Annotated in this window: 17 protein-coding genes; 8 read left to right on the plus strand and 9 right to left on the minus strand. The window is 34.5% G+C overall.

Translation table 11 applies throughout. The features are described from left to right. Positions 1-8: 8 nt before the first annotated feature. Both LY01_RS03370 and LY01_RS03375 read right to left on the minus strand, forming a co-directional pair. Positions 9-1157, minus strand: coding sequence for a sensor histidine kinase (locus tag LY01_RS03370; RefSeq protein ID WP_104514385.1), 1149 nt, complete (start codon positions 1155-1157; stop codon positions 9-11). A 55-nt stretch (positions 1158-1212) separates the two neighbouring features. After that, positions 1213-1563, minus strand: coding sequence for a hypothetical protein (locus tag LY01_RS03375; RefSeq protein WP_104514386.1), 351 nt, complete (start codon positions 1561-1563; stop codon positions 1213-1215). Between the two features lie 252 nt (positions 1564-1815). Between LY01_RS03375 and LY01_RS03380 the strand changes: the two genes are divergently transcribed. From LY01_RS03380 to LY01_RS03395, 4 genes are all read left to right on the plus strand, one after another. Next, positions 1816-2226, plus strand: coding sequence for a BrxA/BrxB family bacilliredoxin (locus LY01_RS03380; protein WP_104514387.1), 411 nt, complete (start codon positions 1816-1818; stop codon positions 2224-2226). An 86-nt stretch (positions 2227-2312) separates the two neighbouring features. Further along, positions 2313-3569 (plus strand): TlpA disulfide reductase family protein, encoded by a 1257-nt coding sequence (locus LY01_RS03385; RefSeq protein ID WP_104514388.1) that lies wholly within the window; start codon positions 2313-2315, stop codon positions 3567-3569. 77 nt (positions 3570-3646) lie between these two features. Continuing rightward, positions 3647-4390, plus strand: coding sequence for a lysophospholipid acyltransferase family protein (locus tag LY01_RS03390; protein ID WP_104514389.1), 744 nt, complete (start codon positions 3647-3649; stop codon positions 4388-4390). Positions 4391-4465: 75 nt separating this feature from the next. After that, a complete protein-coding gene (locus LY01_RS03395) occupies positions 4466-5470 on the plus strand; it encodes an acyl-ACP desaturase (RefSeq protein ID WP_104514390.1) in 1005 nt (334 codons plus the stop codon). Between the two features lie 49 nt (positions 5471-5519). On the opposite strand, the gene recQ is transcribed toward LY01_RS03395, so the two are convergent. Further along, positions 5520-7682: a DNA helicase RecQ gene (gene recQ / locus LY01_RS03400; protein ID WP_104514391.1), complete on the minus strand. Its 2163-nt coding sequence runs from the start codon at positions 7680-7682 to the stop codon at positions 5520-5522. 243 nt (positions 7683-7925) lie between these two features. Between recQ and LY01_RS03405 the strand changes: the two genes are divergently transcribed. Next, positions 7926-8792 (plus strand): hypothetical protein, encoded by an 867-nt coding sequence (locus LY01_RS03405; protein ID WP_104514392.1) that lies wholly within the window; start codon positions 7926-7928, stop codon positions 8790-8792. Positions 8793-8866: 74 nt separating this feature from the next. Here LY01_RS03405 and LY01_RS03410 read toward each other — a convergent pair whose 3' ends face one another. Next, the gene (locus LY01_RS03410; protein ID WP_104514393.1) at positions 8867-9457 is read right to left on the minus strand and encodes a carboxymuconolactone decarboxylase family protein; all 591 of its coding nucleotides are present in this window, start codon (positions 9455-9457) and stop codon (positions 8867-8869) included. A gap of 126 nt (positions 9458-9583) precedes the next feature. Between LY01_RS03410 and recJ the strand changes: the two genes are divergently transcribed. Further along, complete coding sequence (gene recJ, locus LY01_RS03415; protein ID WP_104514394.1) at positions 9584-11281, plus strand: single-stranded-DNA-specific exonuclease RecJ; 1698 nt, start codon at positions 9584-9586, stop codon at positions 11279-11281. Here recJ and LY01_RS03420 read toward each other — a convergent pair. The 4 genes from LY01_RS03420 to LY01_RS03435 form a co-directional block, all read right to left on the minus strand. Further along, a complete protein-coding gene (locus tag LY01_RS03420) occupies positions 11278-11637 on the minus strand; it encodes a hypothetical protein (RefSeq protein WP_104514395.1) in 360 nt (119 codons plus the stop codon). The two genes, recJ and LY01_RS03420, sit on opposite strands and share 4 nt — an antisense overlap. 120 nt (positions 11638-11757) lie before the next feature. After that, positions 11758-12144, minus strand: a complete 387-nt coding sequence (locus LY01_RS03425; RefSeq protein ID WP_104514396.1) for a response regulator — start codon at positions 12142-12144, stop codon at positions 11758-11760. A 144-nt stretch (positions 12145-12288) separates the two neighbouring features. Further along, the gene (locus tag LY01_RS03430) at positions 12289-14130 is read right to left on the minus strand and encodes a PAS domain-containing sensor histidine kinase (protein ID WP_104514397.1); all 1842 of its coding nucleotides are present in this window, start codon (positions 14128-14130) and stop codon (positions 12289-12291) included. A gap of 93 nt (positions 14131-14223) precedes the next feature. Beyond that, on the minus strand, positions 14224-14982 hold the full coding sequence (locus LY01_RS03435) for a UDP-2,3-diacylglucosamine diphosphatase (RefSeq protein WP_104514398.1): 759 nt from the start codon (positions 14980-14982) through the stop codon (positions 14224-14226). A 137-nt stretch (positions 14983-15119) separates the two neighbouring features. On the opposite strand from LY01_RS03435, the gene LY01_RS03440 reads away from it, so the two are divergent. Continuing rightward, positions 15120-16256: an ATP-binding protein gene (locus LY01_RS03440; protein WP_104514399.1), complete on the plus strand. Its 1137-nt coding sequence runs from the start codon at positions 15120-15122 to the stop codon at positions 16254-16256. Next, a complete protein-coding gene (locus LY01_RS03445; protein WP_104514400.1) occupies positions 16253-16996 on the plus strand; it encodes a metallophosphoesterase in 744 nt (247 codons plus the stop codon). Before LY01_RS03440 ends, LY01_RS03445 begins: the two co-directional genes overlap by 4 nt. Here the strand turns inward: LY01_RS03445 and LY01_RS03450 are convergent. Further along, a complete protein-coding gene (locus tag LY01_RS03450) occupies positions 16993-18090 on the minus strand; it encodes an imelysin family protein (RefSeq protein ID WP_104514401.1) in 1098 nt (365 codons plus the stop codon). The genes LY01_RS03445 and LY01_RS03450 overlap by 4 nt on opposite strands. Between the last annotated feature and the right edge of the window lies 1 nt (position 18091).

Here is an 18091-nt window from a genome sequence, read left to right on the forward strand (position 1 = left end):
AATCGTTGTTAGATCTTGTTTAGAGTAATTTCAAAGGTAGTTCCTAGGTCTTTTTTACTATCGGCTACTCTTATTTTACCGTTGTGATAGTCTTTAATAATGCGCTTAGCAAGTGATAACCCCAGGCCCCAACCTCTTTTTTTAGTAGTAAAACCAGGTGTGAATATTTGATTCCATTGCTGTTTTGGAATTCCTTTACCAGTATCTTTTATTTTAATGAATACGTTGTACACGTCTGCTTTGAGGTAGACAGATATATTTCCTTTTCCCTTCATGGCATCGATACCATTTTTAATCAAGTTTTCTATCACCCATTCAAAAAGGGGCTCATTTAACTTAACCTGTATAGGTTGATCTGGTAGGTCTATGTCAAATTTGATGAGCTTTGAAGACCTATTAGCTATATACTCGACGGCTTGTTTAGTTTGCTGTACGATGTCCACTTCGGTAAGTGTAGGGATAGAACCTATTTTAGAAAAACGATCGGTAATCATTTTTAAACGGTTTATATCTTTTTCCATCTCATCTATGTAAGAAGGATCTACATCTGTATCTCTTAAAATAGTAGTCCAACCTACGAGAGAAGAAAGCGGCGTGCCTATCTGGTGTGCACTTTCCTTAGCCATACCGGCCCAAAGTTTGTTTTGCTCGCTGGCTTTACTAGATCGATAGAAAAACCATATAACTGAGAAGAATAGAAGCATTATAATTACCAGCGCCATTGGGTAGTACTTAATCTTTGTAATTACGTCGCTATTTCCATAATAAATGGTACTAAATGGCTCTCCTTCAAACTCAGTGACTATAGGGTCATTTTCTTGTTTAAAAACCTCGATTAATCTTTTAAGTTCTTCTGTATCGCGCTCTGCTTTTTCTGGTAAATTACGGGCACTCATTTCACCTTTATAGTTAACCACTATCATAGGTACTGATGTAGTATTTCCCATTACGGTAAAACCTAAATCACCTAAGTCTGCATTAAGAGATTGATTTTGAAGATCTGTTGCTGCGATACCAAACTCGCGTATATTCTTACGTTCGTTCTCTTTCAATTGCTGGAAAAAATCAAAAGTATTCCATAGAATTAATGAAGTAATAATGACTGCAACTACAATCATGATCCATCGGTAGATGTCTTTATTAGAAGTGAAGTTCATGTAAGAATGAGGTGTTTGTATAGAGGTGTTAACGTGCGTTTACGTGTTTTATTGATCAGTCGCGTTTAACAATTAAATAGTGATCATCGTCCATAGGTAGATAGCCCTGATCGTATACAAAGTAATAGACGGTACCTTTTTTAGTAGTGTAAATGCTAGTGAAAAAATTAAAGTCAAAACCTGCTGCAAGCATTTTATTTTTGGTCACCTTAATCTTATCTGAAGGGTTGAGTTCTTGTAATACTCTATGATTTTTACGTAATCTATTATTGATATTGCGCATTAAGGCGTTACTATCTCTATTAAGCTTATTGTTAGCCACATTACGGCAGTAGTCGCTACAGTAAATCTTATCAGCTCTACCGCGCACTTCTTCCTTACATTCAGGACATTTTTTTCTAGCCATAATTAACTTACTATCTATTTTTTAAAGATACTAAACATTTGTAAACGGTTAGGAATGAAATTAGAACAGAAGCAGCTCTTTATTATAAATTTACTGATATGAGTGAAATAAATAGGGAGTGATTGTTTTTTTTAAAATTTACTCACCAACTCACTTAACTATACATAAAAGCATTCTTATAATAAACTTAAATGATAGGATTACTATTTTATAAAGAGCTAGAAGTCTTTACCTTTGTAAAAAATTAATATTATGTACCCAGCAGAATTAGTTCAGCCGATGCGTGACGATTTAGGTAACGCAGGATTTGAACACTTATATACACAGAACGACGTAAAAGAAGCACTAAGTAAAGAAGGTACAACACTTGTTGTTGTAAACTCAGTATGTGGTTGTGCAGCAGCAAATGCACGTCCAGGAGCAAAAATGTCTTTAGACAACTCAAAAAAACCTGATCATATCGTGACAGTTTTTGCAGGAGTAGATCGTGATGCAGTAGATGCAGCAAGAGCAGCTATGATTCCTTTTCCACCTAGTTCTCCATCTATGGCATTGTTCAAAAACGGAGAGTTAGTACACATGTTAGAGCGTCACCACATAGAAGGAAGACCAGCAGAGATGATTGCTGAGAACCTTAAAGAGGCTTATAATGAGAATTGTTAGAAGCTTATTAGATTAATAATTTAAAAAATGGTTGTGTAAAATACACAACCATTTTTTTATATTTCATCTCATATAAAGCTCTATTTATGAAAACCAATTATCTATTTCTCTTTTTAATATCATTATTAATTTTCACGAGTTGTAAAGAAACTCCTAAAGAAGAAATTATAAAAAATGAAATTATTATTGAAGGGATAACTGTTGGAACAGATGCGACTAAGTTATTTTTAATTGTTCCATACCAAGATTCAAGAACTGAAGATGTTGTTATTATTCCGGTTAAGGATAATAAATTCTCTTATCGTATAGAATCAGATCATCCATTGTTTTTTATAATGTTTGTAGATAAGAATTACGGTTTAGGAACGCCCTTGTTTTTAGAGCCAGGAAAAATGCATTTAACAATCCATGATGAAGATCATAGAAAACAAAATATAGTTGTAGGTAGTAAATTTCAAGATGAATATCTTGTTTATGATAAACTTGTTAATGACCCATCTAATCTGGTTTATGATTCAATTAGCCCTTTAATCAAGAGATTAGAAGAGAAAGATAATTACTTTACTCAAGAAGCAAAAAACATTTATAAATTACTTGAAACTAGTTCTAGAGAAGAAAGTGTGGAATTGTACGAGAGTATAGAGAGACTAAAAGTACAAGATAAATTTTATACAAATGAAGCTCAAAATTTATTAAGTATAAGTGAAGAGTCCTTTGTGATTCGTGAAGAAAAACTAAAAGATTATATGGCTAATAATGTCAATTTAGTAACTTATTATCAGTTAACATGGGATTTATCTTTTAAAGGAGACTTACAAGATTATAATGGTAGAAAGAAACTTATGAAGAGCTTGGATAGTATGTTTCCTAATCATCCATATAGTGAAAGAACTAATAGCATGATTGAAAGTCAAGCTAACCCCATAGTAGAAAACACTTTTATTGATTTTACTGCTCCAGATTTGGATGATAATCTAGTAAAATTATCAGACGAAATAGAAGGGAAAGTAGCTGTGTTAGATTTATGGGCAACATGGTGTGGTCCATGTATTGTGCATACTAATAGGCTTAAACCACTTTATAAAAAGTATAAAGATCAAAACTTTACAATGGTAGGTGTTGCAGGAGAATACAAAAATACTGATGCCTTAAAATCTTTTTTAGACAATAATAAAGATTGGAAATGGAAGCAATTAACAGAAATAAATGCAGAGAATAGAATTTGGCAAACTTATCAAGTTAATGGCGGCGGAGGCGGTATTTTCTTAATTGATAATAAAGGAAAGGTAATAGCAAAAGACCCATCTTATGAGCAAGTAGAAAATGCTATTTTAAGTCAATAAAATTATTTATTATGCACGCATATAGATTAAAGTCATTCTTTTATTATTGATATGTATTAACAAATTACCTTTGCGGCATGCAAAAAATTATTTCCTATCCATTAACAGTTGTTCATTTATTGTTATTCTTCTTGTTTTTGGTTATTTTTCATCCTATTCAGTTATTATGCTATAAATTGGGTGGTTATAATTCTCATAGAAAGAGTGTTTATATACTGAACTGGTTTTTAATGCAGTCTCAATTACCGCTCTTCAATACCTTTAGCATCAATTATAAAAGCGAACTACCTGTTGGTCCATCTTACGTATTTGTATGTAACCACCAGAGTATGTTTGATATACCTCCATTAATTTATTATCTTAGAGATTATCATGCAAAATTTATTGCAAAAAAGGAATTGGCCAAAGGTATTCCTAGCATCTCACTTAATTTAAGAATAGGAGAGAACTGCGCTATTGATCGTAAAGATCGCAAACAGGCGATAACAGCACTTATTAAATTTGCTAAGAACGTACATGAAAAGAAACGTAGCGTAGTGATTTTTGCTGAAGGAACTCGCAGTAGAACAGGAGTTCCTAAACCATTTCAAACTAACGGTTTAAAGACTATTTTTAAATACGCTCCAGACGCCGTTATAGTACCAGTAACAGTTAATAATAGTTGGAAAGTAGATCGTTATGGAAAATTCCCTTACGGTATGGGAAATAAAATAGCATTAACCATTCATAACCCTATTCCTATTCAAGGAAGAGATATGGACGAGGTGATTCTAGAAACACAAGAAATTGTGCATAACGGCGTTACTTCTACAGCGGTATAGAGCTAGATAATATTTCCGCTTTCGCGAAAGCGGAACAAATTCAAAACGACTACCTTTACATAATAAGCTATACTTATGAGCAAGCCCCTTAAAAATATACGCATCGAGGTGATGCAATCGCTAGAAAGTAAAGTACAATCCTTTATGGATGAGTACTTAATTCCAGTAGATAAGATCTGGCAGCCTACAGATTTCTTACCTAATTCTCAAGAAGACACCTTTTTTGAAGAAGTACGTGAGCTAAGGGAACTAGCTAAAGAATTACCCTATGATTTTTGGGTAGCTCTAGTAGGAGATACTATCACTGAAGAAGCATTACCTACCTATGAGTCTTGGTTAATGGACGTAGAAGGTATTAATCAAGTAGAAGGAAAAGGAAACATTTGGTCTAAATGGATCAGACAGTGGACTGGTGAAGAAAACCGTCACGGAGATGTGCTTAATAAATATCTTTACCTTTCTGGTCGTGTTAATATGCGTCAGATAGAAATTACAACACATCATTTAATTACTGATGGTTTTGATATAGGTACAGACCGCGATCCTTATAAAAACTTTATTTACACAAGTTTTCAAGAGCTAGCGACATACATTTCACACAACCGTGTAGCAAAACTTGCACGTGGTTATGGAAATACTGCTTTATCAAAAATGTGTCGCATTATCTCTGGAGATGAAATGCGTCACCATAAAGCCTACAGTACCTTTGTAACAGAGATCTTTAAAGTAGATGCTAGTAATATGATGATTGCATTTAAAGAAATGATGGTGCATAAAATTGTAATGCCAGCCATGTTTTTAAGAGAGCAAGGTGAGAGTATAGGTAGTGCGTTTGAAGATTTTTCAAACAGCGCACAACGTATAGGTGTTTATACAGCTCAAGATTACATAGATATCATGCAAAAGCTTATAGATCAATGGGATATAGCAAGTATGAGTCATCTTACTGAAGAAGCAGAGAAAGCACGAGATTATTTAATGAAACTACCTGCACGTATGGAGCGCGTTTCTCAACGTGTTAAAATACCGGCAGAGTCAGCAAAATTTAGTTGGGTAAATCCAGCAATCGTAGGAGGATAATTTAAACTCTTATTTTTGAGAGGTAACTTATATAGAAAGCAGTTATTATTTAAATAGCTGCTTTTTCATTTAATAAAGTCAGACCTAATCTTAAAGATCCATAATCTATCTTACCGTCAAAATGCTCAAAGATGCTTTTAAGGCTCTCAGCATCTTTTATTTGCTCAAAGTCTGCAGCTATTAAATCATAATCCTTAGGATCTATCAATTTTTCTAAATCTATATCGTTGTGGCTTTCATAACGTTTAGTAAGGTGATTTAAGATAGTACCAGGTTGGTAATTTCTAATTGCAGCTATTTCTTGAATCGTTTTACCTTCTCTAAATAAAAGGACCGTTTCCATTACAGTATCCTTTTTAGGACCAGTACTTTTCTTTTTGGCTTTTTTAGGTTTTATTATTTCATCCCTATAGACAAAGTCTTTTTTACGGTCATCCTTAAATTCTGATATCATTTTTAAGAACTTTGCACCATAGGTATCGTGTTTATGAGTTCCAACACCGGTAATGTCAGCAAATTCATTATCATCCAGTGGTATTCTGGCTGCCATATCTTTTAAAGTCGCATCACTAAAAATCATGTAAGGTGCTAGATTTCCAGCATTAGCCAGTTGTAATCTAGTTTTGCGCAATGCTTCATAAAGATCGCGATTCACCTCTGTCGGTAGTTCTTCTTTGGTACGTTGTGCTCTACGAGAGGGTAGTTCTTCTGGTTTAGGTATAACTGCTAGCGATACCTTGCGACCGTTAAAAAGCACCTCCTTACCTTGAGGTGTGATTTTTAAATGATTGTTCTCATGAAAAGCTATTTCTACCAGACCTTGATTAATCATTTGTACGATGTACTGTTGCCAGTTGTTCCATGTAATTTCTTTACCAGCGCCATAAGTTTTAATATGCTGGAAACCACTTTCCATTATGGCGGCATTTTGTGCACCACGTAGTACATCTATTAAAAGATTAAGAGATGCTCGTTCATTAGTGCGTATAATGGCGCTCAATGCTTTTTGTGCAGGTAGTGTGGCGTCAAAGAAGTCGGGCTTGTTAAGACATACATCACAGTTGCCACAGTCTTCATCTAGATATTCATTAAAATAGGATAAGAGCATTTTCCTGCGGCAGGTTAGTGCTTCGGCAAACTGCTTCATGCGCTCTAATTTTGCTATTTGCAATTCAGAGTTACCACTTCCCTCGGCAAATTTGCGCAGCTGGATCACGTCTGCATAACTGTGAAATAATAACGCATGCGAGTTAATACCATCACGACCAGCACGACCTATTTCTTGATAATAACCTTCTATGTTTTTAGGCATGTTATAGTGCAGTACAAAACGCACATTAGACTTATCAATTCCCATCCCAAATGCGATAGTCGCACACACAATTTTAAGGTCGTCTTTAATAAATTTCTCTTGTACATTTTCTCTTTCTTCATGACTTAGACCAGCATGATAAGCTGCCGCATCAAAACCATATGCCGAAATTTTGCTAGCAAGTGACTCACAGGTTTTACGGCTTAGACAGTAGATAATACCAGACTCGTCTTTGTTCTTTTGTAAAAAACGACGCATTTGCTGCAGTCTATTATTTCCTGGACGTACTTCTAGAGTTAAATTGGGGCGGTCAAAGGAAGAGACATATTCTTCTGCATTTTGAATGCCTAATTGTTTTTTTATATCTGCTCTAGTAGCTCTGTCTGCGGTGGCGGTTAGTGCTATCAGGTTAGCGTCTGGAAAACTCGTTTTAAAATAAGATAACTGTGTATATGCAGGTCTAAAATCGTGACCCCATGTAGAAATACAGTGCGCCTCATCTACGGCAATTAAAGAAACAGGAATTCCTTGAAGATGATTATTCAGTAAACCGATGCTCTCTGGAGCTACATAAATTAATTTGAGACGTCCAGAGCGCAATTCTTCTAGCATTTCTTGTTGCTGTGTAGCGTCTTGTGAACTGTTAAAGTAAGATGCTGCAATACCGTTTGCTCGCAACGCATCTACTTGATCTTTCATTAAAGCAATAAGTGGCGATACAACTAGTGTAATGCCGTCTAGAAGTAAAGAGGGTAATTGAAAACACATGGATTTACCTCCACCAGTAGGCATGACGACCATAAGGTCTTTTCCAGCAATAACGCTGTCTATAATTTCTTCTTGTAATGGGCGGAAACTGTCGTAACCAAAATACTTTTTGAGTAGTTCTAGCTTTTTCATGATATTGATTTGAATGGCGTGTAACGTCTTAAAAGACAAGTTTCAAAGGTAGGGTTTCAGTGTGTTTTTATAAAGCTTTGTTTATAACTTGATGAGGCCACTTCCTGATTTAGCTAGTGAGATAGACACTTTTCTATCTAGTTAATTTGTATTTTTCCGCTTTCGCGAAAGCGAGATTTCTAACAACATAAATGCCTTATTTATCGTTATAGAGAAGTTTTACAGTTCAATTTATATCAGTTTATGAAATATCTATTTGCATTTTTATTTTTTACAATAACATTTTTTGCAGTTGCTCAAAATCAAGATTTGAATGATTATAAATACATAGTCGTAGAAAATCAATACGATTTTCAGAGTGAGGCAAATGAATACCGATTAAACGAGTTGATTGTTTTTGAGTTTAAAAAACGCAATTTTAATGCTTTTAGAAATTCAGCAATTCTGCCAGAAGATATGAATAGAGGAGTGTGTAATGCGCTTCAATTGAAAATAGATAAAAGTGGTAGTCTCACAAGAAATTTAATTTTAAGACTGGTTAACTGTGCTGGTGATACTGTTTTCACAACTAAAAAAGGTGTAGGGAGAACTAAGTCTAATGACAAAGCCTATTTTGAAGCACTAAGAGATGCGATGACTTCTTTTGACGCTGTTGATTATAAATATGTAAAGCCTAATGATATAAAAACACTTCCAAATAGTGAAGCAGCAGCTATGGGAATAGATAGTGTGCAAACTATGTCTAGTCAACCAGGTAATGTCGTAAAAGAAACAGAAGAGGTTAAAAAACCAACTCAAAACTCCTTAATTACAAAGGTAGCACTTGACGAATCGCCAAAGTTTGAAAAGGACGTGGTAGATGATGCTGCGCCGTCTAGCGAATATGAATTCACTTCAAAAGAAGGATATGCATTAATGAAAAGCGCCAAAGGCTTTTTAATCTTTGATAACAATCTACCTATAGGTGTAGCACTTAAGAAAAGTAATAATGCTTACCTAGTTCATACATCAGAGTTTGCAGGTGTAGGATACATGAATGGTGATAATTTTGTTATCGAGTACATCAACAACAAGAAAGAACAGATTATTGAATTTGTAAATGTTCCATAATATATAGGTTCATAAATAAAAAGGGTGCTGGTTTAAACCAGCACCCTTTTTATTTGAGGAATTTCTAGAGTAGCTTAAACATGCTTGCCTACTTCAAAGCCATGTTTTCCTAAGTATTGGTTACCGCTATCGATAGCATCACCTTCTAAGGTAGTTCCCATAGAATCGTTCCATCTGTTTAAGTAGCCGAATAGTGAGATTACACCTAGCATTTCAACTATCTCTCCATCATCCCAATGTTGGTGTAGTCTGTCATTTATGTCTTGGTTAACGGCATTAGGCACCTGACTAGCGGCTAGAGAAAAATCTAGTGCAGCACGCTCTGCTTCACTGAAGGCGGAGTGTGTGCGGTACTCCCATATATTATCCAGTTGTTTTTGTTCTGCTCCATAACGTTCTGCAGCTCTTATGGCGTGTGCCTGGCAGTACCTACATCCTGTTGCGTTACTAGATACCCAAGCAATCATTCTTTTTAAAGCGCTGGTTACACGACCTTCGTTTGCCATGACAGCTTTGTTGAGGTTGATAAAAGCCTTAGATATGGCTGGGCGTCGTTGCATGGTAAGGACAGAATTAGGGCAAAAACCTAATGTTTCATTAAAGAAATCTGCTAGTTGCGCTGTTTCTGGATCATGACTGGCGTCTAATGGGGTTACTAATGGCATGTTTGTTTTATTTAAATTTTCTTGTCTTGTAATTTACGTTTTAAAAATAAAGGAAACATCACAAAAGTGAAAATTGCAAATTAAATTAAAGAGCTTAGACTCTTTTTTAGACCTTATCTTTACCAAATGCGTTGGACTTTAAAACCGGTACCAGATTCTCAAAAACAACAGCAGCTAGCTCAAGAGTTAGGAGTAGATCCTTTTCTAGCTGGTTTGTTAGTACAACGTAGTGTGGACGCTTTCGCGAAAGCGAAATCCTTCTTCAGACCTGATCTTGAAGAATTACATGATCCTTTTTTAATGAAGGATATGGAGCTGGCTGTTAAACGTATTCAAAAAGCAGTAGGTAATAACGAGAATATTCTTGTTTATGGTGATTATGATGTAGATGGGACTACTAGTGTTGCATTGATGTCTACGTTTTTAGAAAGTTTTTATGATCGTGTTTCTACTTATATACCAGACCGTTATGATGAGGGTTATGGGGTGAGTTATAAGGGAATCGATTTTGCGGCCGATAATGATTTTTCATTAATTATTGCATTAGATTGTGGTGTTAAGGCTGTAGATAAAGTTGACTATGCAAAGGAAAAGGGAATAGATTTTATTATTTGCGATCACCACAGACCTGGTAAGGAACTGCCAGATGCGATAGCAGTTCTAGACCCTAAACGAGCAGACTGTAGCTATCCTTATAATGAGTTGTGCGGTTGTGGTGTTGGGTTTAAATTATGTCAGGCTCTTGCTATTGTAAATGATTGGGATTTTGATATTTTGATACCTTATCTAGATCTGGTAGCCACTGCGATAGGGGCAGATATTGTACCGATGACTGGAGAGAATAGAATACTAGCATATCATGGTCTTAATGTTATAAATACTAGTCCGAGAGCTGGTTTTGAAGCTATTATTGAGAATTTAAATAAAACGGTCCTTACTATTACTGACGTTGTTTTTACCATTGCGCCACGTATCAATGCTGCTGGTAGAATGAAACACGGGCTGCATGCGGTAGAATTGCTCAAAGAGACAGATCTAGATAGGGCTAAAGAATTTGCGGCTGCTATAGAAAATTATAATTCTGATAGAAGAGAGCTAGATCGATCCATAACAGAAGAAGCGTTAGATCAAATTATAACAAATAAAGAAGAAGAAAAATTTACAAGTGTTGTTTATAATGATGGATGGCACAAAGGAGTGATAGGTATTGTGGCTTCTCGTTTAACTGAAACCTACTATAGACCTACTTTAGTGTTTTGTAAATCTGGTGATAGGCTGGCTGCAAGTGCTCGTAGTGTTAAAGGTTTTGATGTCTATAATGCATTAGAACAGTGCTCGGAATATATAGAACAATTCGGTGGGCATATGTACGCTGCTGGACTCACCTTGTTACCGGATAATTATGAGAAGTTTAAAGCAAGATTTGAAGAGGTGGTTTGTGCTACCATAGAGAATAAACATCTTACACCAGAAATACATATTGATTCTAAGCTGCCTTTAAGCGCAATTACACCTAAATTTTATCGCATACTACAGCAAATGGCACCATTTGGCCCAGGTAATATGCCCCCTGTGTTTATGACAGAAAACGTGGTAGATACTGGGTACGGTAAACGTGTGGGGAAAGATGAAGACCACCTTAAAATTAAGGTGGCCTCAAAAAAAGGGGAGAAGAATGGCTTTAATGCCATAGGTTTTAATATGGGTGAGAAATGCGATCAAATTACCGATGGTAAAAAATTCCACATTGCTTATTCCATTGATGAAAATGAATGGCAAGGAAATGTTTCTTTGCAATTGAGGTTGAGAGATATCACTTCTTAAAGTACAGACGGTAAGGATTCTACTTTACCGATGAGTGTAAGTAGTTTAGACTCGTCATAGAGTTCTTCCCAGTTGTTATCTATTACATCGCTGAATGATGGGATAGAAGTAGCTATTTCATTTTTAAATTTGTTAATATCACCTTTACTTAGTTTTGCAGCCCTGCGCAATGCTTTTTTATTGTTTTTAAAAATAGCTTGGTCTTTGAGTGATGATTTTTTAACTGTTATGGTTATTTCTTCTAGAGAATTAGATAAGCTGTTTGATGTTTTTTGAGCTTCTTGTGCAAAGGAGAATAAAGTGAAAAATAAAAAAATAATACTAAATGCTGCGGTTTTTAAATTTGAATTTTTCATAACTATAATGTTTTAAGATTAAACTTTTAATTACCCTACAAAGATCGGTAGGTTATGGAGTTTAACGCTTAAATATAGTTCTTCAAGAATGTTATATTATTCCTTTATTTTAAGGATTCCTTATTCATTTATTATGCTTTTTAGATCGTCTAGTCTTAGAGGCTTTTTATTTATAGAAAGTAAAGGTTCTGTTGCTTTAAATTCTTTAAAATCCTTATTAGAATACAGCTCGCTAGTCATGTGAAATTTGATATCTAAATCCTTCTTCTTTTCTGACATATCTGTAATAAGATCCCATCCATTTACTGCATTAGTCTTGTTTTCTGTGATGACTAGAATGGATTCTTTTGAGTCGGTAGTGTTTAATTGATCTAAATTTTTTAGAGCTTCTTTGTTATCAGAGAATACTTCTATATTATTTGCTAGATCGTTTACTTCTAGCATGGTTTTAATCACGTATGAATCTATAGGATTATCGTCAATTATCCAAATTTTAGATGTGGTCATAAGACTTGTAGTTTTGAAATATAAATTTCATACTTTTAAACTACGTTTTGAGAATAGACGGTTAACTTAATTTGTAATCGTTCAAATGTTTGTAATAACGGCTGAAAAGCACTTTTTAAAAGACGCGTTATACCATTAGTAGATTTATAATTCTATGGTAAACTTTGTTCCAGTTCCCACTTTACTTTGCACAGATATATTTCCTCCCATAGCTTCCACTTGATTTTTAGTCATGAATAAGCCTAGTCCGTTTGAATCTTTATGTTCATGAAATGTCTTGTACATTCCAAATATTTTATCCTTATTTCTTTCTAGGTCTATTCCTATTCCATTATCAGATACCATAATGGTACAAGACTCGTTACGGATCTTTGCAGAGATTATTATTTTTAATTGTTTATTAGGGTCTCTATATCGTATACTGTTAGTAATTAGATTAAGTAGAATACTTTCTAAATAAGCAGGGAAAGCCACGATCTTTGTATCGTTTTTTATGTCTACTTCTATATCGTATTCATTCTTCATTACTTCTAAAGAGACACTTTCTAAAGTATGAAGGACAAAGTCTTTTAAAGCTATGTTTTTCAATTCTATTTTATTAGAATGTACAGAAACTACTTGATTTAGATCCTCTATGGTTTGATTTAAGTTATCGCTAGATATATCCAACATGGATATGATTTTAGAACGAATTTCTAGCTCTTCACTTTCTTTATAAAAATCAATAAGTCCTTTAAAATTACTAGAGTGCGATCTTAAATTATGAGAAACTATATAGGCAAAGTTGAGCAGCCTTTCATTTTTACTCATTATTTCTTTAAGAAACAATTTCTTTTCCTTTTCCACTTTTCGCTCATTGGTAATGTCTAGTATTTGTATAACTAGATTTTCTGGATCACCATGTTCATCATGTAATACGTTACATATAGTTTGAGTGTAGACTGTCGCCCCATTAGATGCTCTTAGGGTAATAGCTTGTTTTATATGATCGGTTTTCTTATTTAAAACTTTTTCTAGATGATGGAACCATTCTCCAAAATCAGTTTCATCGATCAACTTATCAAATGAGGTAGCTAAAAGTTCTTTGTTTTTTAGTTTAGTTATTTGTTCTAATGTCGGATTTACATTCAGGAACTGCAGTGTTGCAGTATCTAATATGGCAACACCTAAGTTTGAATTAAAGAATAACTTTTGAAATTTTTGTGATGTAACTTTAACCTCGTGTTCCTTCTTTTTGCGGTCACTTATGTTTTCAAATGTCCCGTATTGTGTTATACATAACCCATCTTTAAACTCACTTTGACCTGTTGCTCTTACCCAAATGCAATTACCCTTTGCGGTTACTAATTCTAATTCTAGATCGTATGGTTCATTTCTAGAAATAGAGTTGAGAAAAGCTTCTGATATTTTATTGCGAGATTCACCGTTTCTATAAAAATTTATAGCTTGAGTAGGATTTGGTATAAAATCATCAGATACTTCATGAAGCTCTTTTGTTGCATCTGACCAGTACAGTTCTCTAGTCACATTATTGTATTGCCAGGTACCTATGTTTGCATGTGAGCATAGGTCTAGCAAAATTTTAAAATCTAATTGATCACGTTTTTTAATAAGAACCTGTGAGCTAATGTCTTCTGTAACCATGACTATACCAGCTATTTTTCCATCATGGTAATACCATGGTTTTACACTCCACTTTAGCCACTGTTCACTGCCATCTTCACGTATAAACAGTTCTTCATCTCGCGATTCTTCGGCACCATTTAAAACTCTTTGATGTTTTGCCCTCCATTCATCACTTATTTCAGGAAATAGATCATAATGATTAAGGCCTCTTAAATCTGTCTTTGATAATTTATAATCAGTACACCATTTTGCAGAGTGTGCAACATACCTCAATTGATTATCTAAAAAAGCTACTGCAATAGGAGCCTGAACAATAATATTGATCTGATCGTGTACTTTATGATTTTCTTGCTGCTCCATTCTTCGAATTTAGAATACTAATCGAGATAACTGGTGATTTCCTAAAAAACTGTTAAATTTTTAAGAGTTAAATCCGATTAACGGTAGATTGAATTAAGAAGTTATTTTTTCTAGCCTAAAGTTTTCTCCATCAAACACTCCATAGGTGTAATGATTTATCCAATCACCTAGGTTAATGTAAGTAGAAGATTCTCCCACTTTTATCTCCATAGGTAAATGTCTGTGGCCAAAAACGAAGTAATCAAAATGTTCTGTTTCTAATTTACGCTTTGCGTACAACGCTAGCCATTCTTGGTCTTCACCTAGAAACTTAGCATCTTCATCTCCAGATATAAGTTTGTTTTTAACAGATAAGTATCTAGCTATTCCTACACCTATATCTGGATGTACCCACTTAAAACACCATTGAAAGAATTTACTAGTAAATATCTTTTTCATGCGTTTATAACCTTTATCACCAGGTCCTAATCCATCACCATGACCTATTAAAAATTTCTTATTGTTAAATTCAAAAGTCTGCGGCTTGTGATATACTGGAATGCCTAATTCTTCTTCAAAATAACCGAACATCCATAAATCATGATTTCCGACAAAAAAGTAAATAGGGATACCGCTATCTGCAATCTCAGCAAGTTTACCCAATACTCTTACATGGTTTTTTGGTACGACATGTTTGTACTCAAACCAGAAATCAAATAAATCCCCTAATAAGAATATGGCAGCTGCATCTTCTTTAACCTGATCTAACCATGCTAGAAATTTCTGTTCACGTGGTTTACTTAGTTCTTGAGTAGGCGCTCCTAAATGGTTGTCGCTAGAGAAATATATTTTTTTTCCTTCGGGAATTTGCATAGATACAAAGATAATACACTTACTGCTATCTGACTTATGGAAGAGGTTAATGTATAGCTATGATATTACAGTTTATTTAGCTTAATTTTTACATTCCTTTCATTTGTACATCGCATAAAGAGAGTATATTAGACCTGATGATTAATAAACGACTTCTAGTTAAGAACTTGCTTGCTCATAACGACGAGAATAGTTTCTATGATAAAAAGTTAAAAATAGATCTGAGCAGTAAGGAAGGAAAGGCGAAGTTTTTAAAACATATCTGTGCCTTATCAAATTCTAACCCTAAAAATAACAGTTATATAGTAATAGGTATTGATGACAAGACTAATGCTATAGTAGGTGTAGATTTCTTTGATGATTCAAAACTTCAAAACCTGATAAATGCTTACTTTACAAATGCTCCCATAATTCAATATGAAAATATCCCTTTTCCTCACTTGCCGCTGGGTAAAGTTGTTGGGTTAGTTACTATAAGAGGGCAAATAGGACTCACATCATTGCGTAAGAATATATGGAAGTATTACGGTGGTAGTGTATTCTTCAGAGATGGAAGTATGTCAATGCCTAAAACTTTTGATCTTGAAATCAAAGATGTCAATTCAGAGATAGTAGAGAAATTAGAAAAACAAGCTAGCAATAATATAGAACATACCTTAGATAGTGTTGTAGAGTTTTTAAATCGTAAAAACGAAGATCTAGAGTCCCATTATAAGGTGTTTAAAGAGCAATTTGTTATCTGCTGGTCTGGAAAGGTAAAGGTGAATAAAGGACAGCGATATTATCATCGAGTGGACATTGAGATGGTAAATGAACAGGTTAAAATTTTTTACAGTACGTTAGATGAGGTTCAAATTTCTTTTGACGAGGACAGCTTCAGTATCTTAGAGTTTGTTGAATTAGGTATAGGAGACCGACAGCGTTACCATCCACTAGAAAGACAGACGCTCCGGTTTTTTCCTAATGGAACCTATCTATTAGAGAATAAGATTTTATTTAATCCACCTTATTATGATCGTCGTACCTTGCATCATATTTATAACACGAACTTGTCCCTTTTACATAAGATCTCAAACGGCATTCTTTTAAAAGATCAAGAGTTAATTGATCTTAGACAGTTGCCTGAGACTATGTTAATTTGCCAGTTTAATAATGTAGGAGAACCCATAGAAAAGATGAAATCTCATAAGAGTTTTCTTAAAAACTATCCAGATACCTATAAATCATATAAAGAAGCATTACGCGTTTTGCGCAAAGTAAAATATAATTCATGAGAACTATTGCAATAGGAGATATTCACGGCGGTTATAAGGCCTTACTTCAACTTATAGAAAGGATAGATTTAAAAGATGACGATCAGTTAATCTTTCTAGGAGATTATGTAGACGGCTGGTCAGAAAGTTTTGAGGTAATAGATTTTTTAATCTCGCTTTCGCGAAAGCGGAAACAAAACAATCAAGTTGCACCTATTTATTTGAGAGGTAATCATGATGAATTAGTGGTAGATAATTTACAAGCAACAATACCTAGTGAAATGTGGTTATTTCACGGTGGGCAAAGCACAGTAGATAGCTACAAGAATAGAAGTAAAAACGAATTAGAACTGCATTTTAATTTTTTGAGAAACGAACTTCATAATTTCTATGAGTTAGACGGCAATGGTTTTTTTCATGCAGGATTTCATAATTTAAAAGGACCGCATCACGAGTATTATGCAAATATCACTTATTGGGACCGTACTTTATGGGAGCTAGCTCTAGCATTAGATCCTAATCTAGAAAGAGATAACGATCGGTATCCAGGTAGATTAAAAATATATAATGAGGTGTATATAGGTCATACTCCTACAGATCGTCTAGGCTCTCATCAACCTATTAACGCGGCCTGCGTGTGGAATATAGATACCGCAGCGGCTTATAAAGGCCCATTAACAGCCATATGCGTAGAAACTAAAGAGGTGTGGCAAAGCGAGCCTGTGCATACTTTTTATCCAGATGAGAATGGGAGAAATTAATCTCCATCATTATCATTAAAAGTAATGACTATGCTCGCAGCACTAGAAAAATCTACTTTAAGTAATCTAATGATATTCTGAACATCATCTTTAAGAACCTCTAGCTGATTAATGTCTGTTATAGCTATGTTTTCTAGAGAATCATTCATGTTATTTAAAGTGCTGTATGCGGCAGTAAAAGCAGATTGTAATTCTACGTTTAAATCTTCACGGTTAAGAACTTCAGAAGTGTATTCCTCTACACCAAAGCCTTCTATATCATTAAAATCACCTGTGTAGGTAAAGTAAACAGCATCTAGATTTGCTTTTATAGCCTCTTTGCTTATTTGGCTTCTGTAGTTTTCAAAAAGGGTGATGTCCGTAGGAGAACTATTTAATACTTCTTCTATTTTACGTCCTTTTATACTTTCTAAACCGGCAACCATTGCGTTGATTATTCGGTTAAAATTACCATTAACGCCAGACTCTAGATTTGTTTTAAAATCTGATTCAAAATCTATCCATAAGTCTTGTGATTCTCTAGCTCTAGATGCTAGATTTTCTGACAGTGCATTTAAGTAAGCTTTTCTATCTGTAGTTGTTGCTCCCGTAGTGAATTGATCTATTACTACCTGATCATTTTGATTGAACAACATATACTCTATAGCCGCATAGCCTTTAATGGTAGCACCTATAATATCGACATCATCACTGTTTTGCACAGTGGCATCTATAATCCTACTTTCAATACCTGTACTGCTTACTGGCCATGTATGCACTCGTGGTATTAAGAAAGCGTTTTGGATAGGTCCTACATTAAAGATCTCTATGTTCTTCCAGGTTAGGAATGCTGCTTTCCAAGAATCACGAGCTTCTAGTAGAGTTACCGAAGTAGGATTTAGGGTAAACGCGTTGCTCGTATTAATTAAATCATTAGCTTGATTAACATGCTGCTGTTGCAATAAGATGATGTAGTTATCATATAAATGCGCCATTTGAGTCTCGCGCGCTGCTGCCGTATCAGTATTGCTAGAGCTATCATCACTATCACAAGAAATAATAAGAGTTAAGGATATTGCAAAAAGTGCAAGTATTCGAAGAATTGAAAATTTCATA

It is taken from the genome of Nonlabens xylanidelens (assembly GCF_002934445.1).
In the GTDB taxonomy this organism is placed as follows: Bacteria; Bacteroidota; Bacteroidia; order Flavobacteriales; family Flavobacteriaceae; genus Nonlabens; species Nonlabens xylanidelens.

Excerpts from the sequence above, each read along its gene's own strand:
- LY01_RS03370 (WP_104514385.1), bottom strand. The coding sequence starts at position 1,157 with ATGAACTTCACTTCTAATAAAGACATCTACCGATGGATCATGATTGTA.
- LY01_RS03375 (WP_104514386.1), bottom strand. The coding sequence starts at position 1,563 with ATGGCTAGAAAAAAATGTCCTGAATGTAAGGAAGAAGTGCGCGGTAGA.
- LY01_RS03380 (WP_104514387.1), top strand. The coding sequence starts at position 1,816 with ATGTACCCAGCAGAATTAGTTCAGCCGATGCGTGACGATTTAGGTAAC.
- LY01_RS03385 (WP_104514388.1), top strand. The coding sequence starts at position 2,313 with ATGAAAACCAATTATCTATTTCTCTTTTTAATATCATTATTAATTTTC.
- LY01_RS03390 (WP_104514389.1), top strand. The coding sequence starts at position 3,647 with ATGCAAAAAATTATTTCCTATCCATTAACAGTTGTTCATTTATTGTTA.
- LY01_RS03395 (WP_104514390.1), top strand. The coding sequence starts at position 4,466 with ATGAGCAAGCCCCTTAAAAATATACGCATCGAGGTGATGCAATCGCTA.
- recQ (WP_104514391.1), bottom strand. The coding sequence starts at position 7,682 with ATGAAAAAGCTAGAACTACTCAAAAAGTATTTTGGTTACGACAGTTTC.
- LY01_RS03405 (WP_104514392.1), top strand. The coding sequence starts at position 7,926 with ATGAAATATCTATTTGCATTTTTATTTTTTACAATAACATTTTTTGCA.
- LY01_RS03410 (WP_104514393.1), bottom strand. The coding sequence starts at position 9,457 with ATGCCATTAGTAACCCCATTAGACGCCAGTCATGATCCAGAAACAGCG.
- recJ (WP_104514394.1), top strand. The coding sequence starts at position 9,584 with ATGCGTTGGACTTTAAAACCGGTACCAGATTCTCAAAAACAACAGCAG.
- LY01_RS03420 (WP_104514395.1), bottom strand. The coding sequence starts at position 11,637 with ATGAAAAATTCAAATTTAAAAACCGCAGCATTTAGTATTATTTTTTTA.
- LY01_RS03425 (WP_104514396.1), bottom strand. The coding sequence starts at position 12,144 with ATGACCACATCTAAAATTTGGATAATTGACGATAATCCTATAGATTCA.
- LY01_RS03430 (WP_104514397.1), bottom strand. The coding sequence starts at position 14,130 with ATGGAGCAGCAAGAAAATCATAAAGTACACGATCAGATCAATATTATT.
- LY01_RS03435 (WP_104514398.1), bottom strand. The coding sequence starts at position 14,982 with ATGCAAATTCCCGAAGGAAAAAAAATATATTTCTCTAGCGACAACCAT.
- LY01_RS03440 (WP_104514399.1), top strand. The coding sequence starts at position 15,120 with ATGATTAATAAACGACTTCTAGTTAAGAACTTGCTTGCTCATAACGAC.
- LY01_RS03445 (WP_104514400.1), top strand. The coding sequence starts at position 16,253 with ATGAGAACTATTGCAATAGGAGATATTCACGGCGGTTATAAGGCCTTA.
- LY01_RS03450 (WP_104514401.1), bottom strand. The coding sequence starts at position 18,090 with ATGAAATTTTCAATTCTTCGAATACTTGCACTTTTTGCAATATCCTTA.